17 protein-coding genes, 2 tRNA genes and 3 rRNA genes are annotated in these 23,041 nt (G+C 42.6%); 12 read left to right on the forward strand and 10 right to left on the reverse strand.

Going from position 1 to position 23,041, the window contains the following annotated elements:
• Window positions 1-12: 12 nt before the first annotated feature.
• The gene (locus tag ACQFX9_RS09575; protein ID WP_427161804.1) at window positions 13-669 is read left to right on the forward strand and encodes a CAP domain-containing protein; all 657 of its coding nucleotides are present in this window, start codon (window positions 13-15) and stop codon (window positions 667-669) included.
• A 787-nt stretch (window positions 670-1,456) separates the two neighbouring features.
• Window positions 1,457-2,311 (forward strand): universal stress protein, encoded by an 855-nt coding sequence (locus tag ACQFX9_RS09580; protein ID WP_427161805.1) that lies wholly within the window; start codon window positions 1,457-1,459, stop codon window positions 2,309-2,311.
• A gap of 79 nt (window positions 2,312-2,390) precedes the next feature.
• On the opposite strand, the gene psbM is transcribed toward ACQFX9_RS09580, so the two are convergent.
• The 4 genes from psbM to tgt form a co-directional block, all read right to left on the reverse strand.
• Window positions 2,391-2,507 (reverse strand): photosystem II reaction center protein PsbM, encoded by a 117-nt coding sequence (gene psbM / locus ACQFX9_RS09585; RefSeq protein WP_082803712.1) that lies wholly within the window; start codon window positions 2,505-2,507, stop codon window positions 2,391-2,393.
• Window positions 2,508-2,629: 122 nt separating this feature from the next.
• A complete protein-coding gene (locus tag ACQFX9_RS09590; protein ID WP_427161806.1) occupies window positions 2,630-2,926 on the reverse strand; it encodes a 2Fe-2S iron-sulfur cluster-binding protein in 297 nt (98 codons plus the stop codon).
• Window positions 2,927-3,088: 162 nt separating this feature from the next.
• A complete protein-coding gene (locus tag ACQFX9_RS09595) occupies window positions 3,089-3,226 on the reverse strand; it encodes a photosystem II reaction center protein K (protein ID WP_006195022.1) in 138 nt (45 codons plus the stop codon).
• A 231-nt stretch (window positions 3,227-3,457) separates the two neighbouring features.
• A complete protein-coding gene (gene tgt / locus ACQFX9_RS09600; RefSeq protein ID WP_427161807.1) occupies window positions 3,458-4,594 on the reverse strand; it encodes a tRNA guanosine(34) transglycosylase Tgt in 1,137 nt (378 codons plus the stop codon).
• Between the two features lie 352 nt (window positions 4,595-4,946).
• On the opposite strand from tgt, the gene ACQFX9_RS09605 reads away from it, so the two are divergent.
• On the forward strand, window positions 4,947-5,366 hold the full coding sequence (locus ACQFX9_RS09605; RefSeq protein ID WP_427161808.1) for a DUF1036 domain-containing protein: 420 nt from the start codon (window positions 4,947-4,949) through the stop codon (window positions 5,364-5,366).
• Between the two features lie 196 nt (window positions 5,367-5,562).
• Here ACQFX9_RS09605 and ACQFX9_RS09610 read toward each other — a convergent pair whose 3' ends face one another.
• Together ACQFX9_RS09610 and ACQFX9_RS09615 are read right to left on the reverse strand one after the other, a co-directional pair.
• Entirely contained in the window at window positions 5,563-6,015 is a 453-nt protein-coding gene (locus ACQFX9_RS09610; protein WP_427161809.1) for a hypothetical protein, read from the reverse strand.
• A gap of 535 nt (window positions 6,016-6,550) precedes the next feature.
• On the reverse strand, window positions 6,551-9,448 hold the full coding sequence (locus tag ACQFX9_RS09615) for a HEAT repeat domain-containing protein (RefSeq protein ID WP_427162846.1): 2,898 nt from the start codon (window positions 9,446-9,448) through the stop codon (window positions 6,551-6,553).
• A 200-nt stretch (window positions 9,449-9,648) separates the two neighbouring features.
• On the opposite strand from ACQFX9_RS09615, the gene ACQFX9_RS09620 reads away from it, so the two are divergent.
• The 8 genes from ACQFX9_RS09620 to rrf all read left to right on the forward strand — a co-directional run bounded on the left by ACQFX9_RS09620 (window position 9,649) and on the right by rrf (window position 18,365).
• Window positions 9,649-10,029 carry an alr0857 family protein gene (locus ACQFX9_RS09620; protein WP_427161810.1) on the forward strand — a complete coding sequence of 127 codons (381 nt, stop codon included), beginning with the start codon at window positions 9,649-9,651 and terminating at the stop codon, window positions 10,027-10,029.
• A 288-nt stretch (window positions 10,030-10,317) separates the two neighbouring features.
• Window positions 10,318-11,748 (forward strand): hypothetical protein, encoded by a 1,431-nt coding sequence (locus tag ACQFX9_RS09625; RefSeq protein ID WP_427161811.1) that lies wholly within the window; start codon window positions 10,318-10,320, stop codon window positions 11,746-11,748.
• 2 nt (window positions 11,749-11,750) lie between these two features.
• Complete coding sequence (locus ACQFX9_RS09630; RefSeq protein ID WP_427161812.1) at window positions 11,751-12,938, forward strand: ARPP-2 domain-containing protein; 1,188 nt, start codon at window positions 11,751-11,753, stop codon at window positions 12,936-12,938.
• Between the two features lie 319 nt (window positions 12,939-13,257).
• A 16S ribosomal RNA gene (locus ACQFX9_RS09635) occupies window positions 13,258-14,745 on the forward strand.
• Window positions 14,746-14,904: 159 nt separating this feature from the next.
• A tRNA-Ile gene (locus ACQFX9_RS09640) sits at window positions 14,905-14,978 on the forward strand.
• A gap of 86 nt (window positions 14,979-15,064) precedes the next feature.
• Window positions 15,065-15,137, forward strand: a tRNA-Ala gene (locus ACQFX9_RS09645).
• A gap of 180 nt (window positions 15,138-15,317) precedes the next feature.
• Window positions 15,318-18,141, forward strand: a 23S ribosomal RNA gene (locus ACQFX9_RS09650).
• A gap of 106 nt (window positions 18,142-18,247) precedes the next feature.
• Window positions 18,248-18,365: ribosomal RNA gene (gene rrf / locus ACQFX9_RS09655) — 5S ribosomal RNA — on the forward strand.
• Together the 16S, 23S and 5S rRNA genes with 2 tRNA genes alongside form the textbook arrangement of a ribosomal RNA operon.
• 79 nt (window positions 18,366-18,444) lie before the next feature.
• On the opposite strand, the gene ACQFX9_RS09660 is transcribed toward rrf, so the two are convergent.
• The 3 genes from ACQFX9_RS09660 to ACQFX9_RS09670 are packed head-to-tail and all read right to left on the reverse strand — an operon-like array spanning window position 18,445 to window position 20,381.
• A complete protein-coding gene (locus tag ACQFX9_RS09660; RefSeq protein WP_427161813.1) occupies window positions 18,445-19,824 on the reverse strand; it encodes an AtzE family amidohydrolase in 1,380 nt (459 codons plus the stop codon).
• Window positions 19,821-20,009, reverse strand: a complete 189-nt coding sequence (locus tag ACQFX9_RS09665; protein ID WP_427161814.1) for a DUF4089 domain-containing protein — start codon at window positions 20,007-20,009, stop codon at window positions 19,821-19,823. Before ACQFX9_RS09665 ends, ACQFX9_RS09660 begins: the two co-directional genes overlap by 4 nt.
• A gap of 24 nt (window positions 20,010-20,033) precedes the next feature.
• Window positions 20,034-20,381 carry a DUF952 domain-containing protein gene (locus ACQFX9_RS09670; RefSeq protein ID WP_427161815.1) on the reverse strand — a complete coding sequence of 116 codons (348 nt, stop codon included), beginning with the start codon at window positions 20,379-20,381 and terminating at the stop codon, window positions 20,034-20,036.
• Window positions 20,382-20,539: 158 nt separating this feature from the next.
• On the opposite strand from ACQFX9_RS09670, the gene ACQFX9_RS09675 reads away from it, so the two are divergent.
• On the forward strand, window positions 20,540-21,460 hold the full coding sequence (locus tag ACQFX9_RS09675) for a histone deacetylase family protein (protein ID WP_427161816.1): 921 nt from the start codon (window positions 20,540-20,542) through the stop codon (window positions 21,458-21,460).
• Here the strand turns inward: ACQFX9_RS09675 and ACQFX9_RS09680 are convergent.
• Window positions 21,457-22,998 carry a thioredoxin-like domain-containing protein gene (locus ACQFX9_RS09680; RefSeq protein WP_427161817.1) on the reverse strand — a complete coding sequence of 514 codons (1,542 nt, stop codon included), beginning with the start codon at window positions 22,996-22,998 and terminating at the stop codon, window positions 21,457-21,459. The two genes, ACQFX9_RS09675 and ACQFX9_RS09680, sit on opposite strands and share 4 nt — an antisense overlap.
• Window positions 22,999-23,041 lie beyond the last annotated feature (43 nt).

The following is a 23,041-nucleotide window of genomic DNA, read 5'->3' on the forward strand; positions in this document are numbered from 1 at the left end:
GTTTGCATATTCATGCTAGGAAGTGTATTAGTATTTTCTACTAGCTCCCTAGCAGCACCGACTGTCAGCACGGTATCAACAGTTAATCCTGTGCTGTTGGCAAAGAATGATTTTATGTCACCTTTGGAACAGCAAGTAGTTCAAGAAATGAACAAAGTACGGACAAATCCGCAGGCGTATATTCCTATCATGACAAATTATCGCCAACGTTTCCAAGGCAACAGAGTAAAAATTGGTAATAATACGTATCTAGTGACAAACGAGGGAGTCAAAGCTGTTGATGAGGCGATCGCTTTTTTGAAATCAGCCCGCCCTGTAGGAAAATTAACTATATCTAAGGGTATGTCGTTAGCGGCTAAGGATCACGTTAAAGACCAAAGTGCTAAAGGCTTAACCGGTCATGATGGTAGCGATCGTAGCACACCAGGGTCGCGCATTAATCGTTATGGCAGATGGCAAATCACCGCCGCCGAAAATATCAGCTACGGGCCTAGCACTGCTCAAGATATTGTCATGCAATTGATTATTGATGACGGAGTCCCATCACGGGGTCATCGCACCAATATTTTTAATCCTAATTTTAAAGTAACTGGTGTTGCCTATGGCACTCACAAAGTTTATCGCACCATGTGTGTAATTACGTATGCTGGTGGTTATGAAGAGAAATAAGAGAATACCTTTACTGGTCTAGTTTAGCTGAAAAGACAAAAATAAAGGCGGAGTTATCCGCCATCGTTATTCACCATTCTTGATTAATTTAGGTATCGACCATTTTCTGATATAGATGTGAAGAATGTGTGACGAAAATATGGCATTCGTGTATTTGCAGTATAGCTTTGATCAAAACTGAGAAACATCGTGTATTTATAATTGACACATTGGGAAGACTAATTTTTTACAAAATTTTATATTTGATTCTCATTTAAGTATATAAAAATTTATCAAATTCTCTCTCTTTGAGAGCTTGATCCTGGAAAATTTACCGTTGATTAAATACGCCATTTATAAAATATCATAATAGTTTATATAATTGAATTCCCATAAATATCTGTATTTATGGATATAGATTGAAATTGGCAATAAATTTGGGTTATTTTACAATATATCTGTCAATTGGTAACTATTTTAGTAAACCTTAACTTTTTTCTAATTAAAAATATTGAACATAGATTAAAAATAATAACTAACATAACCAATTATGAATTTTATCGGTCATCATTGAGAGTAAGCTTAATGATTGAAACCTAGTGGAAAAGTTAAGTAAATAAGTCGCAAATCAACTTAAAAAATTGTTAGTTTTTGAGTCAATTACTCTTGAGTGAGTATTAACAGCTAATGATAAGCGGTTGATTGTTGCTAGCTTAATTACTAGGTTGTTGAGCAAAATGGTGACAATCTCATCAGCATCAATTACTAAAGATTCAACACCAAGCAACCTTAACAACAAGAAGTAACAATGATAGAAAAAATTTTGCTAGCGGTTTCTGGATTAGGACACGCTGAAGAAATGCTCAAAACCTTAAAGGAAGTACCGTCAATCAAAGATGCAAAAGTGACGGTTCTGCACGTTGTTTCTCCTCAAAGCACTTCAGCCGCCATGACGGATAAATGGGAAGAAGGCGGTAAAATTCTCGCAAATGCTATTCAAACCCTGAATTTAGATCCCTCCCAAGTATCTTCTATTTTGCGTCAAGGTGATCCTAAAGATGTGGTTTGTCAAGTAGCTGATGAAATCGATGCTGACTTAATCATTATGGGTTCACGGGGACTCAAACGTCTGCAATCAATTTTATCAAACTCAGTGAGTCAGTACGTTTTCCAACTGTCTTCTCGCCCCATGTTGCTGGTTAAGGATGACATTTATGTTAAAAGAATTAAGCGCATCATGGTGGCAATGGACAACTCTGATGCAGCTAAACACTGTTTAAATTTGGCTTTATTCTTATTACGGGGTATTCAAGGCAGTCAACTAATCTTAGCTAATGTTACTACTGATTTGCGTGGTAAAACTTCAGAAGTGACAGAAATTACTCCCGACAAGAATCCGATTTTAGCCGCAGCAGTCGCAGAAGCACAAAAATATGGTGTGTCAACTCGCTGTTATATCAGTAGTGGTAGACCAGGGGAAGAAATTTGTCGCCTTGCAGAAGATTTGAGTGTAGACCTACTTTTACTAGGTTCGCCCGATCGCCGTCCATCCGTAGCCAAGAGTTTTGTCGATATCGATAGACTCATCGGTGCTTCTTTGTCAGACTACGTGCGTGTCAATGCTACTTGCCCTGTCTTATTGGCACGCACCAGTGGTGCATAAAATTTGAGTTTTGGGATTTTCAAATAAAAACCCCTGTACCATTTGGCAACAGGGGTTTTTTACTTGGAACAAAAAATGATCAAGTATCTTTTTTACCTTCGCGGCTGGCAGTTTGGATGTAAAGAATTATTAAAAATACAGAGGGAACTAACACGAACAGAATGCTCGCTACGAACCCCAGGTCATTAACTTGCATGGCAAGGAAGCCTCTCTTTAATTTCCAGTCAACAATTTTAGGATAGCATCATCAACGCCTGTGTTAGCTCTTTTTTTTACTGACTTCACTGCCAAGACTGATGTAAAGAAAAATCAACAATATTAAGGCTTAGTTACAACGCTAACTGGGCCATTAACCAAAGTTTGACAAGCAAGACGATAATTGGCGGGTTTCTTCTTCAGCATCCGATTTTCTACGGCTGTGGGAATAGAAAGATTTTCAATTCCTTCTACTATTTCAACTACACAAGTACCACAGTTACCACCGCCACCACAGTTTGTGAGTTTGCCAATAAGTTTATAGATGTCAACCCCATTTTCTATTGCTTTGAGCCGCAAATTTGCACCATCTGCTGCTATGACTTCCTTATTTTCTTTGACAAATTTGATATTACCCATAACTAAATAGTTCCTCTTTCACTGCAAGCTAGCCGGGATATACGCCTATCTTAATGATTTTCTCTTAATTTATTACAAAAAGTTAAGAATTATCAAGATAGAATAACTGCAAAAAAATAGGACAGGTAAGCCACCTGTCCCATTAATTAATCATGTCTTAACTTACCTGAATCCCACTGCTGCTTGCCATACAAAAGCAAGTAACAAAAAGAAAACGGGAATAACAGGGAGAACGTCTACCAAAGGATCAAAAATTTGGTATGCTTCAGGCAATTTTGCTAATAATAATGCTGCTTCCATGTTTGTTTAAATCCACCTAATCCAACACAGCTTTCATAATTGAGATGTATCTTAACATGGTTTAGTCAATAGTTATTAGTCAATAGTCAATAGTCAATAGTCATTAGTCATTAGTCATTAGTCATTAGTCATTAGCTAATGGTTTTTCTCATCTCCTACCTTGTCTTCTTTTCCCAATACTTCGGCAAGCTCAGTACAAGTCCCCAATCCCCAATCCCCAATCCCCAATCCCTATTCCCCAGTCCCCAGTTCCCCACTGTCCGATGAATTGAGCCAATGGCCAAATTCTGCTATGAAGTGATCGCCTAAGATTGCTTCTCTGATTTTTTGGGTAAACCGAATCAGTTCGGTGATGTTATGAATGCTCAGTAAGGTATAGGCTAAAATTTCTTGCGATCGCACTAAATGGGAAATGTAAGCCCGACTAAAATTTTGACAAGCATAACAAGGGCAAGTTTCATCTAATGGAGCGAAATCTTCACGAAACTTGGCATTTTTTAAGTTCCAACGTTCGCCTTTAACCATTGCTGTACCATGTCTCGCCCAACGGGTAGGAATGACACAATCAAATAAGTCTATACCGGAAGCGATCGCAATTACCATTTCGCGATATGTCCCTACACCCATTAAATAACGGGGTTTTTCTGGTGGTAGTAATGGTGCAGTGGCTTGGACAATTTGCGCCATCAATTCTGGTGGTTCCCCCACACTCACGCCGCCAATAGCATAGCCAGGTAAATCAAAGTCCTTTAAAGCATGAGCAGCTTTTGCACGCAAGTCTAAATACACGCCACCTTGGACAATCCCAAACAAGGCCTGATCACAACGCTGATGCGCTACAATACAGCGTTCTAACCACCGATAAGTGCGTTCCGTTGATGCTTCCACTTCTTGACGCGTTGCTGGGTAGGGTGGACATTCATCAAACGCCATGATGACATCCGCGCCTAAAACATTTTGAATCTCTATGGAACGTTCTGGCGTGAGTTTAATAATTTGCCCATCATGGGGAGAACGGAAAGTTACACCTTCTTCTGTAATTTTTCGCATTTCGCTGAGGCTGAAAACCTGAAATCCACCGGAATCAGTCAATATCGGCCCGTTCCAGCCCATAAACTTATGCAAACCACCACCACCCGCCACAATGGCTTCCCCTGGTTGGAGATGGAGATGATAGGTGTTAGATAGAATCATCTGCGCCCCAGTCTCTTGTAACTGGGCTGGGGTGACAGTTTTAACATTAGCCAGTGTTCCCACAGGCATAAATCTGGGAGTTTCTACAATACCGTGCGGTGTGGAAAATACACCGACTCTAGCTTTTGTCTGGCTACAACGAGCCAAAGTTTGATAAGAAAAGATGGCACTCAAGGTAAAATCAGGCGATCGCTAATGGGAAAATTCAGACTAGACAAGAAGGCTTTATTTTCTAGATATACCAGCAAATAAATCTTCATGTTTGCTTGTAGCTTTTATGTAATCTCAATGCTTTGTTAACATAACACGTTGCTGCTGTGTTCCACTAGCCTCAAGCCAAGACTAGGTAAAGAAACAACTTGATTTCTGTTTTCTCAGATTTCTGGAATTGATGCTACTGTCAGTGAATTTAACTAGTAAATCAGTATGCCGACGCAATTAATTGGTTAGGGATGTCATTCTCAAGTTAGCTAATCAATTGCCTCTAATTACTTTTAAATGAACTCCAAAAGATTTTCTCATCAACATGAAAGCTGTCAATTCTTTATTTATTTCTGGCTTATTATCTATGCCCTTAGTTATGGGTACAGCAGTTGAAGCTAAAGCTGATTTGATTGTCTGTAGTTCCGCGTCGGAGAAAGCTTATGTAGCTAAGGCTTGGTATTCAGAGGGTAGTTGGGTAGCTAGTGGATGGACTCACGTAAATCCGGGTGAGTGTGAAACAATTCTGATCGGAGATATGAGCCGAGTTCCTGCTTATATTTATGCAGCTGATAACAAATGGCAACCGTGGGAGTTACAAGATAGAAAAACATCTGTATTTTGTCTGCAACAATCATCTTTTAGAATCGTTGATGCTAACGGTAGTTGTTCTTATGATATGCTTCCTAAACCCTTCTACCAAGTAGTTTCATACGAATATGATTACAGACTGAATCTGAGATGACTTTTGCGTAGTGGACTGTCTGGATTAAATATATTGTGGTGCGGACTAGAAACCCACACCACAAAAACTATACTTCTGCGCTATTTTAGCCTTGACACGCCATTGGGGGTATGACACGACTAACAAATTATGCTAAAAGACTGGTTTGCCTGATGTGATATGAAATAGTTGGCATAAGATTTGGGTAAGCTTGTAGTTAGAAACTATCAGAACAGTCGTCATCAAATTCTGCGTCCCATCTAGCAGCTAGAACCTCATCCATCATGGCTTCAATCGCACTGACATTCCATTGTCTCTGTTTACGCTCCTGCAAAGGAGTTGATAGGGGGATCAACCGCAAACACATTCCTTCTTGCATTAAATCAAAGTAGGTCTCTTGTTGCGGGGATTGTTTCAGTTCTAGATAATCAAAACTCTCAACATTGAGATAAAGCGCACTATTCGCGACTAAGGTAGACCTTTGCGGGTTCGCAAATACTTCCATCACATCCCCTTCACCCTCGCTCAGTAACTTGTCTTCTTGGGTGTAGATGTAGTGGACTCGACCTAAATCAGCCAACAGTCGTTTCATGTCGAGTTTGTTCACAATAATGCCCGTGTTAACAATGCACGGAGCAGGTATCTTGGTGTCGGGTAGATGATGACTCATAGAAGAATTGAAAACGAGCGTAAGTAAGTCCAACTCAGCCAGACAGTTGCTGTTACAGCTTGTTGACCCTCTACATCAAAATATCAACTTTTGAGAGCGATCGTCTAATTACCTAGAGTAAATTATTAATTTCCGCTTTGTTATCGAAAATATACTTTATGGAAATTTACTGTGTGGCAATTTTAGCTAGTTGAATCTCTCTAGTATTTACATTACAGTGAGTACGTAAACCACTAGATTACAGAGTCCAGCATAGCAAAATTTGCTGATTGATTTCTTATATTAACCGCAATCTTATCTAAATATTTAAAATCAACTAATGTTAACTGTGACGGAAAAATTAGTGTCAACTTTCCTGAAATCGTTTATTTGATTGAGTTTTGCCGATCATTAGCACATAATGTTTCTGGTCGCAAGTCTACTTTCATGGCGATCGCTGTGAGATAATCAAGACAGTGCGACAATCTTGGAAATGTCTGCATTAATTGGCTTGAGTATTAACGGTTGTTGGTAGAGCTAAATTAAATCAAGTTGCTCAATAATACTCATGCCAAATTTGATAAAACTCTTGATAATTCAAGTTTTCTGCACAATACCAAATGAGTCTATAAGCATCACTATATAAGTGTAAGTTTTTCTCTGGTGCAACTAAAAAATATTCTTTTAAAGCTGTAATCACCTGGGGAAACTGTTCATAAACAATAGTTTCTTTAATGTTATCTGCTGCACGCTTGCGTAAAGACTGATTTTGAGTTGATTTTAGCAGTGTTAATAAAGTCGTTAATGCGATGTTATTACCTGGATCAATTTGTGCTAACTTATAAGCCCTACGTCTTCGAGTATCTTCATCATCAACTAGTGTAATGCCTCTCATTAATGACGCAATAGTTGTAGCAGAATTAGAGGATGGTGCTGGAATTTTTGAGATTTTTTGCTTTTCTGGTTGAGTTGTAATTTCTCCACGACGCAAAACAATTAAATTTTCTTTGGCTTGTCGTTGTTGTGATTTATCTGTGGCGGATGCAGCTATTGTTTCTAATGTGGAAATAGCGATGACATTACTACTATCTAGTTTTCCTAGAGAATAAGCAGCCTTGCGGCGTGTAGCTTCATTTTTACTAGATTCTATCACTTGTACTAAAGCCGCGATCGCAATAGCATTACCAGGATCTACTCTACCCAAACTATAGGCAGCTTGCCACCGAATAGATTCATGTCGAACGGTTTTGACTAAATTTTCTAATGTAGCGATCGCAATTTGATTTCCAGAGTCAAAAGTTCTACCCAAACTATAGGCAGCATTCCAACTATCAAACTCATTTTCGCATGATTGAATAAATTGTTCTAGGGACGCGATCGCTTTAACTCGATCAGTTTTTAGTAATGCTACCCTAGCACCTTCTACAATTGGTGGCGGGTATCTGAACCACTTTTGTTTCCCAGGTTCAAAATAGCCAAAACGCCACTTGATTAATTGCTGAATAATGCCATCAGTGTTTTGACAATCACTAAACTCAGCTACCCCTTGTGCTGCAAAAAAGTAGGCTTGATAACTATAAAATCCCCCACATTGATCATCAAAATTAATTAAAGCTTGGATAAATGCTGTTTTATCTGTTGGTGCTACGTCATTTCTCCCCAACCATAATAAAATTACTTCTCGCCATTGTGGTTCAAAAATCCGATAATTATCTACTGTAATACTTTCACAATTTGAATTGTAGAAAAAACGCCAATCAGTAACAGCCTGCGCCGTGAAATGTTCTTGAAAAGTGGGATGGTAAAACGCATAAACTCTTTCGCTAGAACTATCTGCGATTCCTACTTGATTGAGCCACCCCAACTGCAATGCTAATTGAAATAATCCATCATCAGGATTACCCAATACCTGACAAACAAAACTATGTTGCAGACGAAATTTAGTCTTTTCTTGCGTAATTGCTAATAATGCTAACTTTCCCAATGCCTGATTTAACTGCTGTCTTTGGGTTGAAGTTGTAGGAAATCTGTCTTGCTTCCACTCATAAATTGCCTCAACAAATTGCTCATATAAAACAGCTTTTGTGATTGGTAGACTTCCTTTTCCTAATCCCCAAATACGACATAATAACGCTAATCTCAAGGGATTTTTCACTGCATCCCTAATTCTTCTCCGTTCAGGTTGATCTAACTCAAAACGCAGTTTTTCGCCTATGGTTACATCTGTACGAAACCAACGTTGAATAAATTGCCCCACTCGGTCTGGTGTCTGACTATCACCATAGGTAAAATGCAAATTACAATAGGTATCAAAATTCTCTAAAACATTTTTTCCCCCATCCCAGACATTTCGCCGACAAGTTAAAATTATTGTGGCATCTGCTACCCAACCTCTGAGATAACTGGCAATTTTGGCTAAAGCCAGAGTAGATGCGATCGCCATTTCATCCACAGCATCTAGTAATAGCCATACCTTACCTTGATTAAACTGTTGGCAAAATTCCTCCTCTACCTCTGGAGAAACGCGTAACTTGCGGGTAGCAGCAGGTAGCCAATCTTGAATTAAATATTGTTCTAAACTTTTACCCTGTAAATCTGCTAAAGAAATCCAGATAGGTAAATCAGTAGTATTATTTAATATCCAAGTAGCAATTTTTTGCAGTAAAGTAGTTTTGCCTGCTCCTGGTTCGCCGATAATAGCAATTCGTTTACTTTGTTGTCCTTGTATTATCTGCTGTATAAATTCATCATGGTCAAAAGTTTGAGTTACTTCCGTATCTTCTGGTTCATATAAACGAGAACCATTTTGAGGAGTAACATCATCACGATAACGCGATCGCTGTTTTTGTTCCACCAATCCCAAGGAAACGTAAACTTGATTTAATGCAAAACTTAATCCATCAGCAATTGTTAGGGGATTAGTTGTCAGGCGTTGAATATTGTTGAGTTCTAAATCAGCACGACAAATCTGCTGCCAATCTATAAGTAAAGCAGCAGTCTGTTCTACAGTTGCTTGTGGTTTTGCTACTACTGGCTGTGACTTTTCAGAACGGCGACGTTCCCATTCTTGATCAAATTGTTGCAAATTGGCTGCTATGTCTTGGCGTTTATGCCACAAATTAAGTGTAAAGTGCCACGTTTCTGAACCACTGCGAGAGGGACGATTATCCTCTAAAATTTCTAAAAAATCAGCAAACCGCTTGAGAGACTCCTTAATTTGTTCTGCATTGAGTTGAATATCACCAGCCATCAAAGTTGTTAGTGCTTGGAGAAACCTGACTTTCGTTCTGACAACCAGCCGATATTCATTTAGCCAACGAGTTTGAATCTGCGGACGTAAAGTATCTAAAGCCGACTCATCACAGTCCATTGCATCATTAGCATAAGCCAACAGCAACCCTAATAAGTGCCGCGATCGCTTTTTTGCTTCTAGGCCGTAACTCGCTCTTGCCATTGCTGTTGTCGCCAAAATCAACAAAGTTCGGGGATTCCCCTAAGTTTAGCAACTTCCCCTAGTCTGAATATATTGAATTTACAGGCGTTTGCGGCGATAGATACCCTAATTCGCTTCGGGGAAGTCTCTCCGCATATCCTGAATTTATAGACAAAGGAACTCCAGCATACAAATAAAAACCTCAATCTATAAATCACCATATGTTAAAACTAACTTACACAGAAAACAGCTTTCACCTAGAACATCTCAACGAATCTTTGCCAGATTGGGTAAGCAAAAGAGTTATATTGGCTCTGTGTTCTGCTACAAAGCTTCATCTTGAACCCACCACAGCTACATTTCTAATTGTCAACGACTCATCTCTTATTTCCGACTTAGAACAGCTATCTCAAGAAAATATCTTAGAAATTTGCCCTTGTGATGCCTCCTCAGTCGAAATTATTCTCAAAGGCACTTGGATAACATCAAATTTAGAAAGCGCAACAGGAATTTTTGTGACGAAGTTAAGTCAATCTGCTGAATTATTGTTAAAATCTTGCTTCCAAACCCAGCAACAATTAACTACATCCGTATTTAATTAAAACTCTCTGCGCCCCTCTGCGCTGACTTAGCGTCACTCTGCGTTCAAAAAACTTACATAAAGCTTGCTGTTCGCGGGACTATGGTACAACTTCCGAACCCAGTCTTTACCACTGTTATAGCTAGTTGTGCCGCCTTTCCCCGAACCGCACCCCCTTCAAAATATTCACAAAATTTTCAGTCTTGCTGTTTGCGGGACTTTAGTACAACTTCCGTTTCAACCCGTTAAGTTGCCTGACCTAGTTGTATTGTTTTCTCCCCAAACAGCATCCTCATCAATTTTTATTATTATGACTACTAACCGTTCCGACCAAGTTGCACAAGAAGATTTGGTCATGTTTATCAATGCTTGCCTTGCTTGCACAGGACAGCGTGAATTTTATGATGATGCTTACGGTCAAAGAGTATCAATTGATTTTTTGCACGACTATATTCTCGGTAATTACCGCTTACTATACGCCCGTTCCTTAGCAGCAGGTATCAATCATTTCAATCAAGCCCAAATCATCCTGAAACTATTAGCAACAGGGAAAAACACACTTCCCGAACATCGAGAAGAGGAAGGCGCACTGATTGCCCATGCACTTAACACCCTACCACCCCAGAGAGCTTGGGGAGTTTTGCAACAGCTACGCCAAAGAAAAATTAACAATCGTCGTAGTAGAGCGATCGCACGGGATTATTTAAGTATGCGGCGTGATATTAGTTTTGATGCGGTGAAATATCGTGCTAAAGTACGAGCGATCGCCACCCATGCCCACCTAAAATTGCAAGGTGAATTAGGTGATTTCTTGTTTCGCCACTGGCAACAAACAGTCTATACCACCGAGTTATTTGAGAACTTTCGCCAAGCAAATTACAGTGCCGAAGCCGTTTATAAATTACCGTTTACAGTCGCCGAAGGTTTAGCCACTAAGCATAAAATTCCTCGTGATGTTTTTTTATCCCGTATTCAAGAACAAATGACCTTGGGTGAAAAGTTGCGTTTTCAAGGTGCAGCAGAACGGAGTGAGAAAGTAGATATAGATGTAGATTTAGGTCGTCTTCCCCTCACTAAACTAGCGTTATATATCCTTTCCTTACCTTGGAAAACACGAAAACAGCAACAAATAATTTTAACCCAAGCTTTAGAGCGATCGGCACAATTCACGTTAAAAAAAGCACCTTTAAAACTCGGAAAAGTTGCAGCAGTCTTAGATTGCAGTTATTCCAGTTCCGGTTCTAGTGAAAAACGTCGCCGTCCCTTGGGTGTCGCCTTAGCTGCACACTACTTCCTCAAAGCAGCCTCACAAGAATACCGTGCTTTTTGGACAGTAACCACACCAGAACCATTACTAGTCCGTCCCTATGGACAAACTGATTTAGCTACACCATTACTAAACGCCTTAGCATCCGGTGCAGACTTAGTAGTGATCATCTCTGACGGTTGTGAAAATGACCCACCCAACGGTGCGGCACAAGTCCTGCGAATTTACCGCACCAAATTAGATCCCCAAAAACGAACTTCTATCATTCACTGCAACCCCGTATTTAATGCTGAAGACTTTTCATTACAAAATCTCAGCCCCAGCATCCCTACTGTCGGCCTCAGAGATGCAGAAGATTTACCGACAATGCTAGGTTTTGCCCGATTTGCTGATGGTTCTGCACCTTTATCAGAACTAGAAGATTATTTAGCCGCCAGAGTGCAACAGATGTTAAACAATTCCATCAGGGTCTAGGTATGGCACAAAAGAAAAGATTATTAGCAGATATATCCCTAAAAGGATTAGACATTGCCCCTTCACAAATAAGAGGTGCAGTCCGCATTGTGCCACTCATCCGGCGGAACATACGCGGTGATTTGCGCTTAAACCGTCGTTCCTATGAAGAAGATATAACAATCGTCAATTTAGAGGGACAACTTACAGACCCAGGCATAAAATATTTTTCCTATGTTCCCCACGGCTTGGTCATGTCGTGGACTGATGACGGTAGTCCCGTCGCCAGCTTTGGTGGACAGATACTCAAACCCGACGGACAACGTCAAGAATATGGTTGTGCAAGCGTCCGTTTAATGCAACGTATGGCTAAACGAGAATCAGCTAATCAACTGAGATTTTTACCTTTACACCTAGCAATGGAAGGTTTTTTATCACTATTTTTCTCTGGGCCGACAATTGCTTGGCGTGAGTATTCCAAATATGCCCTCTCTCATGGTTTGGGTTCACGCTATGAAACTGCTGTGAGTGGACGTTACATTGCAGGTTTAGAAGATGCTTTGCGTGTGTTTGAAATTCACGAACAACAAGTTGGGGTGTTAGTTTTTGTGGCTGAATCATTAGCATCCGCTTTTGTAGTTCCCACCCCAGAAGACTATCGGGCCTTACACACCAGCCTTTTAGAAGACTTTTATGGAGAATTGATTTATCAGTACAGCTTGCTGTATGACACAACCTGGCCTATGGAAACCACTATAGATGAGTCCAAGATTAATAGTTTGGCAGATTTGAGGGGAGCGATCGTCAAAATGCGACAAGACTGGGCATCGTTCCAAGGCTTCATGGCAGAGGGTTTACTACAACGCCAGTTAAATTCTCAAATAGTTTACACAGCAGGTTCTTTTTTATTGCAAAGGTTCATCACCGACTTACAACCCAAACAAGAAAACTATATCGGTGAAGCCATCATCCGCGAATCAGGAGAACTAGAATATCTCAAAACTTACCGCCTATCAGAAGCACAAACTCGCCGAGCCTACCTACTGAGCAAATTAGCCGAACATAACTGGAATCTTGAAGCAACCGCCAAAGCACTCTCACAAACCAGCGAGGAGTTCATTGCTCGAATAGAGTCTGCCGGTTTTGGATACCTACTCAATCAAGCGGTGCGTGAAGCTGCACTCAAAAAAACTAAAAAATCCCGGAGATAACTAGCTCAAGTCAGTAGATTATGAGGAAATAGAAGAAAGGCTAAAGGATGAAATCCTTATCTCGTAAGGATCTTGCGGAGGGAGAAAAAAGAGACGAAAGAATTTTAGAAAAGGAGTTGACACACCAAGTCGGATTAGATATATTGAATAAGTGCCTGAGAGACGAGCGCGACGAAGCGCAGTCCGGGGCGACCGAACCTTGAAAAAATTATAGTTTGAAAGCCAGAAAAAAACAACTAGCCTGCGTCAAGAAAAATACACACCAGGCTGAGGTGTAGAAAGAGCAGCCAAAGAAAGAGCTAAACAAACGATTCTATACAAAACGGAGAGTTTGATCCTGGCTCAGGATGAACGCTGGCGGTATGCTTAACACATGCAAGTCGAACGGTCACTTAGGTGATAGTGGCGGACGGGTGAGTAACGCGTGAGAATCTAGCTCTAGGTCGGGGACAACCACTGGAAACGGTGGCTAATACCGGATGTGCCGGAAGGTAAAAGATTTATTGCCTAGAGATGAGCTCGCGTCTGATTAGCTAGTTGGTGTGGTAAGAGCGCACCAAGGCGACGATCAGTAGCTGGTCTGAGAGGATGATCAGCCACACTGGGACTGAGACACGGCCCAGACTCCTACGGGAGGCAGCAGTGGGGAATTTTCCGCAATGGGCGAAAGCCTGACGGAGCAATACCGCGTGAGGGAGGAAGGCTCTTGGGTTGTAAACCTCTTTTCTCAAGGAATAAGAACTGAAGGTACTTGAGGAATAAGCATCGGCTAACTCCGTGCCAGCAGCCGCGGTAATACGGAGGATGCAAGCGTTATCCGGAATGATTGGGCGTAAAGGGTCCGCAGGTGGCATTGTGTGTCTGCTGTTAAAGAGTGAGGCTCAACCTCATAAAAGCAGTGGAAACTACAAAGCTAGAGTGCGTTCGGGGTAGCAGGAATTCCTGGTGTAGCGGTGAAATGCGTAGAGATCAGGAAGAACACCGGTGGCGAAAGCGTGCTACTAGGCCGTAACTGACACTGAGGGACGAAAGCTAGGGGAGCGAATGGGATTAGATACCCCAGTAGTCCTAGCCGTAAACGATGGATACTAGGCGTGGCTTGTATCGACCCGAGCCGTGCCGGAGCTAACGCGTTAAGTATCCCGCCTGGGGAGTACGCACGCAAGTGTGAAACTCAAAGGAATTGACGGGGGCCCGCACAAGCGGTGGAGTATGTGGTTTAATTCGATGCAACGCGAAGAACCTTACCAAGACTTGACATGTCGCGAATCCTTCTGAAAGGAAGGAGTGCCTTAGGGAGCGCGAACACAGGTGGTGCATGGCTGTCGTCAGCTCGTGTCGTGAGATGTTGGGTTAAGTCCCGCAACGAGCGCAACCCTCGTTTTTAGTTGCCAGCATTAAGTTGGGCACTCTAGAGAGACTGCCGGTGACAAACCGGAGGAAGGTGGGGATGACGTCAAGTCAGCATGCCCCTTACGTCTTGGGCTACACACGTACTACAATGCTACGGACAAAGGGCAGCTACACAGCGATGTGATGCAAATCCAAGAAACCGTAGCTCAGTTCAGATCGAAGGCTGCAACTCGCCTTCGTGAAGGAGGAATCGCTAGTAATTGCAGGTCAGCATACTGCAGTGAATTCGTTCCCGGGCCTTGTACACACCGCCCGTCACACCATGGAAGCTGGTCACGCCCGAAGTCATTACCTCAACCTTTCGAGGAGGGGGATGCCTAAGGTAGGACTGGTGACTGGGGTGAAGTCGTAACAAGGTAGCCGTACCGGAAGGTGTGGCTGGATCACCTCCTTTTAGGGAGACCTACCCAAATCAGAAATCGAAAGCCGAAAGCTGGAAGTGAAAGGCGAAAAACCAAAAGCGAAAAGCTAAAAGCAAATAGAGACTGAGATGGTCTACTCTAGGTCGGTCGCAGAAGTTGAAAGGCTTTCAAACTAATAATGAGGTTCGTATGGGCTATTAGCTCAGGTGGTTAGAGCGCACCCCTGATAAGGGTGAGGTCCCTGGTTCGAGTCCAGGATGGCCCACCTGAAGCAATGAAAAATTCAAAATACAAAATTCAAAATGGTTTATTTAATTTTGAATTTTGAATTTTTAATTTTGAATTGTGTGGGGGGGTTTAGCTCAGTTGGTAGAGCGCCTGCTTTGCAAGCAGGATGTCAGCGGTTCGAGTCCGCTAACCTCCACATGAAAAGAAGCAAGAAAAGCTTCGAGAAACAGAGAAAGAATCAGCAACTAACTCTTGTTAGACTGCTGAGGGAACTCAGCCAGAACCTTGAAAACTGCATAGAAACGCGATTAGAGCAGGCAGACACAAGTATTGGAAAGATATAAAGTGTTTGCAGGATAGAAACCAATTGTGAAGTGGTCAAGCGAATAAGAGCTAATGGTGGATACCTAGGCACACAGAGGCGAAGAAGGACGTGGTTACCGACGAAATACTCCGGGGAGTTGGAAGCAAACTATGAGCCGGAGGTGTCCGAATGGGGCAACCCTGAATACTACCTGTTGAATATATAGACAGGAAAGAGCCAACCCAGCGAACTGAAACATCTTAGTAGCTGGAGGAAAAGAAATCAAAAGAGATTCCCTAAGTAGTGGTGAGCGAAAGGGGAAGAGCCTAAACCAGTCGGTTTACTGACTGGGGTAGTGGGACAGCAAAAACGAATCGCTAAGGTTAGACGAAGCATTGAAAAGATGCACCAGAGAAAGTGAGAGTCTTGTAGTCGAAAACCAAAGGATAGGAGCTGAATCCCGAGTAGCATGGGGCACGAGGAATCCCATGTGAATCAGCGAGGACCATCTCGTAAGGCTAAATACTACTGTGTGACCGATAGAGAACAAGTACCGCGAGGGAAAGGTGAAAAGAACCCCGAAAGGGGAGTGAAATAGAACATGAAACCATAAGCTTACAAGCAGTGGGAGTCCGATTAAACGGATGACCGCGTGCCTGTTGAAGAATGAGCCGGCGAGTTATAGGTACTGGTAGGTTAAAGCGTTAGAAGCTGGAGCCAAAGGGAAACCGAGTCTGAAGAGGGCGATAATCAGTAGTTATAGACCCGAACCCTGGTGATCTAACCATGTCCAGGATGAAGCTTGGGTAACACCAAGTGGAGGTCCGAACCGACCGATGTTGAAAAATCGGCGGATGAGGTGTGGTTAGGGGTGAAATGCCAATCGAACCAGGAGCTAGCTGGTTCTCCCCGAAATGTGTTGAGGCGCAGCGGTAATGATTAAATCTAGGGGGTAAAGCACTGTTTCGGTGCGGGCTGGGAGACCGGTACCAAATCGAGACAAACTCAGAATACCTAGAGAACACATTGCCAGTGAGACAGTGGGGGATAAGCTTCATTGTCAAGAGGGAAACAGCCCAGACCACCAGCTAAGGTCCCCAAATCATTGCTAAGTGATAAAGGAGGTGAGATTGCAAAGACAACTAGGAGGTTTGCCTAGAAGCAGCCACCCTTGAAAGAGTGCGTAATAGCTCACTAGTCAAGCGATCTTGCGCCGAAAATGAACGGGGCTAAGCAATGTACCGAAGCTGTGGGATTACTAATAATAATCGGTAGGGGAGCGTTCTATATGGGGTGAAGCACTAGCGGCAAGCAGGTGTGGACTGTATAGAAGTGAGAATGTCGGCTTGAGTAGCGCAAACATTGGTGAGAATCCAATGCCCCGAAACCCTAAGGGTTCCAGAGCCAGGTTCGTCCACTCTGGGTTAGTCGGGACCTAAGGCGAGGCCGAAAGGCGTAGTCGATGGACACAGGGTCAACAATCCCTGACTAATGTACGGGAGCATTGCTAGGGACGCATGAAAGATAGCTACACCCTGATTGGTTTGGGAGGAGTTTACGAACTCCGAGTAGTGAAGGATAGTGCCAAGAAAAGCTAGTAATGTGATGAACGTAGATTACCCGTACCCGAAACCGACACAGGTAGGGAGGTTGAGAATACCAAGGGGCGCGAGATAACTCTCTCTAAGGAACTCGGCAAAATGGCCCCGTAACTTCGGAAGAAGGGGTGCCCACGAAAGTGGGTCGCAGTGAAGAGATCCAGGCGACTGTTTACCAAAAACACAGGTCTCCGCAAACTCGTAAGAGGAAGTATGGGGGCTGACGCCTGCCCAGTGCCGGAAGGTTAAGGAAGTTGGTCAGTGGTAACATGAAGCTGACGACCGAAGCCCCGGTGAACGGCGGCCGTAACTATAACGGTCCTAAGGTAGCGAAATTCCTTGTCGGGTAAGTTCCGACCCGCACGAAAGGCGTAACGATCTGGATGGTGTCTCAGAGAGAGACTCGGCGAAATAGGAATGTCTGTGAAGATACGGACTGCCTGCACCTGGACAGAAAGACCCTATGAAGCTTTACTGTAGCCTGGAATTGTGTCCGGGCTTCGCTTGCGCAGGATAGGTGGGAGACGATGAACTTTTCCTTGTGGGGAGAAGGGAGTCAACGGTGAGATACCACTCTGGCGAAGCTAGGATTCTAACTTACTACCGTTATCCGGTAGAAGGACAGTTTCAGGTGGGCAGTTTGACTGGGGCGGTCGCCTCCTAAAAGGTAACGGAGGCGCGCAAAGGTTCCCTCAGCACGCTTGGAAACCGTGCGGCGAGTGTAAAGGCATAAAGGGAGCTTGACTGCAAGACCGACAAGTCGAGCAGGTACGAAAGTAGGCCTTAGTGATCCGACGGCGCAGAGTGGAATGGCCGTCGCTCAACGGATAAAAGTTACTCTAGGGATAACAGGCTGATCTCCCCCAAGAGTCCACATCGACGGGGAGGTTTGGCACCTCGATGTCGGCTCATCGCAACCTGGGGCGGAAGTACGTCCCAAGGGTTGGGCTGTTCGCCCATTAAAGCGGTACGTGAGCTGGGTTCAGAACGTCGTGAGACAGTTCGGTCCATATCCGGTGCAGGCGTTAGAACATTGAGAGGAGCCTTCCTTAGTACGAGAGGACCGGGAAGGACGCACCGCTGGTGTACCAGTTATTGTACCAACAGTAGACGCTGGGTAGCCAAGTGCGGAGCGGATAACCGCTGAAAGCATCTAAGTGGGAAGCCCACCTCAAGATGAGTGTTCTCATCACTTTAAGTGAGTAAGGTCACGGGCAGAACACCCGTTCATAGGCGGTAGGTGGAAGTGCAGTAATGTATGTAGCCGAGCCGTGCTAATAGACCGAGGGCTTGACCTCTAAAATTGGTAAATCGCGTTTCTTGCAGTCTTCAGGGTCTCTGTACCCTCGAATTTAAACTTCTTGATTCTTTTTTGAATTTTGAATTTTGAATTTTGAATTCTTTCCTGGTGTCTATGGCGCGGTGGAACCACTCTGACCCCTTCCCGAACTCAGTTGTGAAACGCTGCTGCGGCTACGATAGTTTGAGGGTCGCCTCCTGCTACAATCGCTCGTCGCCAGGTTCTTTTTTCTAAACAAAAAATAGTCCCATTCAAATAGAATGGGACTATTTTTTGTTTAAATAAGATTTTTTGTATGCTTCTATGCTCTTTCTATTCTTGCTGAAACTACTCCTTGAGTTTCTAAGATAGATGCTAATCTTAAAATAATCGCTTCGTTGTATGGTGCGGCTATCAATTGCACACCTAAAGGTAAAGTATTTGAATGGTGAACTGGTATTGATAATACGGGTAATCCAATAAAAGATAATGGTTGAGTAAATAAACCTAAATGGGGACGAACAAGTATTTCTTCACCATCTAAAATCATGATATTTTGACCAATTAGAGGTGCTTTAATGGGTGTTGTTGGAGCTAAGATGACATCCACTTGTTGAAAAACTTTTTGGATCTGTTCGTGATACCATCTCCGAAAGCGTTGTGCTTGTAAGTACCAAGTATTCGGTATTAATGCACCTGCTAAAAAACGATCGCGTGTGGCGGGGTCAAAATCTTGGGGACGCGATCGCAGTTTATCTAAGTGTAAATTTGCGCCTTCACAGGCTGTAATTACAAATGCAGCTGCTCTTGCTCTGTGTGCTTCTGGCAATGTAATGTATTGCTTGACATTTAGGGCATCGGCTACTTTGTGTACTGCTGCTAATACTTCTGAGTCTGCACCTTGAGCAAAATATTCATCGGCGATCGCAATTCTCAAACCAGATATATCTTGATGTAGTTGGGGTAATGTTGCTTCTTCTGGTCTTTTAGTACACACAGGATCACGATGATCTTCCCCTTGCAGTACATCAAATATTGTGGCGATATCTCTGACTGAACCTGCTAAGGGGCCGATGTGGTCAAGACTACTAGAAAATAAAGCTACACCTGCACGGGATAAGCGTCCATAAGTTGGCTTGAAACCAAACACACCACATAATGCGGCGGGAACACGAATGGAACCATTTGTATCAGAACCTAGTGTGAATGGAACTAACCCAGCCGCAACAGCCGCCGCAGAACCACCGGATGAACCACCAGCTACACGCTGTAAATCGTGGGGGTTACGGGTAGTACCATAATGATGATTTTCGGTGACAAATCCATAGGCGTACTCATCCATATTTAATGCACCGACTAAAACAGCACCCGCCTGTTTGAGTTTGGCTACTGCTGCCGCATCTTGGGTAGCTGGAGGATTTTCCGCATTGATTTTTGCACCAGCCAAAGTTGTTAAGCCAGCAATATCAAATAGGTTTTTCACAGCAAAGGGTACACCAGCTAGTAACCCAGGATTATTACCTTTAGCAATTTCATGATCGATGTGCGCTGCATCTGCCAAAGCTGTTTCTGTCGTGACAGTAGTGAAACAATTGAGGAAGCGATCGCGTACTGATATATTCGCTAATGCAGCTTTGGTAACTTCCACTGCACTAACTTGACCTGTACGAATAGCAGTGGCGATTGATACAGCATCATTCATGGTTCAAATACTGGTGCGGCTTCAATACTTTCTGGTAAAGGAAAAGAGTTAACTAGTTGAGCGATCGCTTTTATTCTCTCGAAATTTGCTACTACTTCATCTCGATACTCATCTTTGATCGGCAAATCCAACAGCAACGCCATTTGATCAACATACACAGCTATATCTAACTCTTGATTATCCATGTCTTTTTTACATCTAGGTATTAGTTATTCTAAATTCATCACTTCTGGTGGTAGCCTAAATAAACCATCGGCTTCGGGTTCAAAGTCGATAACTTGATACACAGCATCGAGGTTTAACTCCCCATAGATATGAGGAAATATTTCTCCATCAGCCTCCTCGTAGCGAATTTCCGATTTGACTTGAGAAGAATTAATCAAAAGAATGACCAATCCTTGTTGATGATGAAAAAATTTATTTGCAACTTGAATAATTTGTTGGGTGTGAGAACAATGGATAAATCCTTCCGTATTGAGTGAATCGTCACTATACGTACCAATATTTTTTGCTCCTTCCCATCTTTCTCGCTTGGTTATGTGGAGAATCGTGTTCATATTGATTGAATTGTGTTTGAGAAAAATTCACAGATTGATTCACTAAGACAGAAGCCTAAATCTAGATCAATCTATTGATGAAATGATTGGTTTTAATTTTGAATCGGTGTAACGAGTATACAATGGCCTTCAGTATCTTGCTGCCAATGTCATACCCTATGTTTTCAGTTATCTATTCTGATGAGTTTCTAGATCACAAAACTGGAAGTTACCATCCAGAAAGGCCAGAACGCTTACTGGCGATAGTCAACACTTTAAAGGAAACTGCGTTTGCTGCCAAACTTATTTGGCGATCGCCTACTCCTGTATCAGAAAATACGCCAGTCATGCAGTTTTTACTCAAGGCTCATAGCCCAGCATATATCAATAAAGTCCAGAAAATTGCCGCTACTGGTGGCGGTTATTTAGATGGTGATACTCCCGTTTCTCCTCGTAGTTATGATGTAGCATTATTAGCCGTGAGTGCTTGGTTGGATGGTATAGACGCGGTTTTAAGTGCGGCGAATCCAGCGTTTGTGTTATCTCGTCCGCCAGGACATCATGCGGAAGCCGATGCAGGGATGGGGTTTTGCTTATTTTCTAACGCAGCGATCGCCGCTTTTTATGCTTTAGAACAACCAGGAGTTAACCGTGTAGCTATCCTTGATTGGGATGTACATCATGGTAACGGTACGCAGGCGATCGTCGAACTTCATCCCCAAATCGCTTACTGCTCTCTGCATCAGTATCCCTGTTATCCTGGTACTGGGAGAGCTATAGAGAAAGGCTTCCATAATAACGTTTTAAACTTACCTGTACCTCCTGGTAGCGATATCGGAGTCTATCAACCACTTCTGGAGAAAAAAGTAGTACCTTTTTTAACGGAATTTCAGCCGGATTTACTCATTGTTAGTGCTGGCTATGATGGTAATGCTGACGATCCCTTAGCCAGTATCAATTTAAAGCCAAATGATTATGGTTTGTTTACAGAAGCTTGTTTGGGAATTACACGTAAAATTCTCTTTGGTTTAGAAGGTGGTTATGAATTTGATTCTCTTAGTCAATCAGTTGTTGCTACTATTGAACGTTGCTTAGTTTAGTTGCGCCTGTTGAGTGACGCTGAAAATTTATTGGGGATACACACATCAGGCGCACACAAACCTGGAAATTCGAGAGTCGTCACCTCTAATGTCTGCAAATCTACGCGACGGACAGCATGGTTGTTGGTGTCACATATATATAGATGTGAACCCATAACACTCAATCCTGAAGGTTCAAAAAAGCGGGTACTTGTACCCTGTCCGTTTTGTAAACCCACAGAACCGTCCCCCAAAACAGTTTGACAATTCCCTGTATGGGGACTGACTAATTTAATTTTGTGGTTGTAGGTATCTGCTACCCATAAAAAATTATTGGCATATTCTATACCTAGACAGTGCTGTAACCTGACATCCTCGCCTTGTCCATCAATATCGCCAAACCCAAATAAATCTCCACTTCCACAGATAGTTCTGACTTGGTAGGGTGCTATTAATCCCACACCACGAATTGAACTAGTTTCGCTGTCAGCAATGAATAACTCTTGTCCGTTGGTAGTAATTCCGCTAGGTTGAGCAAAAGCAGATTCAGTTAGTGAACTATCAAAACAACCTTCTGCACCTGTACCCGCATAGGTTGAGATCATCCTAGTGTCTAAGTTCATGCACCAAATTTGATGTGAACCCGCCATTGCAATGAATAGGTTATTTCCCACTTGCACCAAATCCCAAGGAGAATTGAGGGGAGTTTCTAAGCCAACACCCCCATGAGGGTAAATATTACGGCTTTGTTCACCAGTCCCGGCGATGGTTTCTACTACTTGATGTTGCAGATCAACTCGACGTACTGCATGATTTTCAGTGTCAGCAACATACAAAATTTGATTGGTGACATCAAATGTCATTCCTTGGGGTGCAGAAAACTGTGCTGTTGAAAAATCACCATCTGTGAAACCAGCTTTCCCATTACCAATTACATGAATAATTTCGCTATCCACAGAACTCATCACGATCCGATGGTGTCCAGAGTCAGCAATACACAACGCTGCTGGAGTAGCCAAGACTTTACCCGGAAAAGCCAGAGGTGTGATTAATGGTTGTCTCTGTTTTTCTAAAGTCAGCCTGAGTTCTTGGAAGTTTAGTGTACCTTTGTGTTGATGTTCTTGAATCAACTTTGCAATCAGTTGGTCTAAAGTATCACGATTACCTTCACCGGGAATGGAAGCAATCACGTAACCATCTGGGTCAATGACTATAAATGTAGGCCAAGCACGCACTGTATATTCTTGCCATACACGAAAATCTTTGTCTACTATCACCGGATGTTCGATATCGTAACGCAGGATGGCTTGGCGGATGTTTTCGGTTTCCTGTTCGTTGTCAAATTTAGCAGAGTGAACACCGATGACTGTCAGACTATCTTGATATTTCTGCTCTAGATACTTGAGGTCTGGTAAAACATGAAGACAATTTATACAACAGTATGTCCAAAAATCTAAAATTACAACTCTACCCCTAAGTTTTTTTAGTAATACTGGTTGCTCAGTATTCAACCATGTAAAATTTTGCGGTAGTTCTGGGGATCTGACACGAGACATCATAAATTAATTCACAATAAAGGCTGACAATTAAATCTGATATTTT

The organism is Aliinostoc sp. HNIBRCY26, assembly GCF_050235535.1.
Classification (GTDB): domain Bacteria; phylum Cyanobacteriota; class Cyanobacteriia; order Cyanobacteriales; family Nostocaceae; genus Trichormus.

Coding starts and splice junctions, on each gene's coding strand:
- ACQFX9_RS09660 (WP_427161813.1), bottom strand. CDS start 19,824: ATGAATGATGCTGTATCAATCGCCACTGCTATTCGTACAGGTCAAGTT.
- ACQFX9_RS09610 (WP_427161809.1), bottom strand. CDS start 6,015: ATGAGTCATCATCTACCCGACACCAAGATACCTGCTCCGTGCATTGTT.
- ACQFX9_RS09590 (WP_427161806.1), bottom strand. CDS start 2,926: ATGGGTAATATCAAATTTGTCAAAGAAAATAAGGAAGTCATAGCAGCA.
- ACQFX9_RS09625 (WP_427161811.1), top strand. CDS start 10,318: ATGACTACTAACCGTTCCGACCAAGTTGCACAAGAAGATTTGGTCATG.
- ACQFX9_RS09670 (WP_427161815.1), bottom strand. CDS start 20,381: ATGAACACGATTCTCCACATAACCAAGCGAGAAAGATGGGAAGGAGCA.
- ACQFX9_RS09620 (WP_427161810.1), top strand. CDS start 9,649: ATGTTAAAACTAACTTACACAGAAAACAGCTTTCACCTAGAACATCTC.
- ACQFX9_RS09675 (WP_427161816.1), top strand. CDS start 20,540: ATGTTTTCAGTTATCTATTCTGATGAGTTTCTAGATCACAAAACTGGA.
- ACQFX9_RS09680 (WP_427161817.1), bottom strand. CDS start 22,998: ATGATGTCTCGTGTCAGATCCCCAGAACTACCGCAAAATTTTACATGG.
- psbM (WP_082803712.1), bottom strand. CDS start 2,507: ATGCAAGTTAATGACCTGGGGTTCGTAGCGAGCATTCTGTTCGTGTTA.
- ACQFX9_RS09580 (WP_427161805.1), top strand. CDS start 1,457: ATGATAGAAAAAATTTTGCTAGCGGTTTCTGGATTAGGACACGCTGAA.
- ACQFX9_RS09595 (WP_006195022.1), bottom strand. CDS start 3,226: ATGGAAGCAGCATTATTATTAGCAAAATTGCCTGAAGCATACCAAATT.
- ACQFX9_RS09605 (WP_427161808.1), top strand. CDS start 4,947: ATGAAAGCTGTCAATTCTTTATTTATTTCTGGCTTATTATCTATGCCC.
- ACQFX9_RS09665 (WP_427161814.1), bottom strand. CDS start 20,009: ATGGATAATCAAGAGTTAGATATAGCTGTGTATGTTGATCAAATGGCG.
- ACQFX9_RS09575 (WP_427161804.1), top strand. CDS start 13: ATGCTAGGAAGTGTATTAGTATTTTCTACTAGCTCCCTAGCAGCACCG.
- ACQFX9_RS09615 (WP_427162846.1), bottom strand. CDS start 9,448: ATGGCAAGAGCGAGTTACGGCCTAGAAGCAAAAAAGCGATCGCGGCAC.
- ACQFX9_RS09630 (WP_427161812.1), top strand. CDS start 11,751: ATGGCACAAAAGAAAAGATTATTAGCAGATATATCCCTAAAAGGATTA.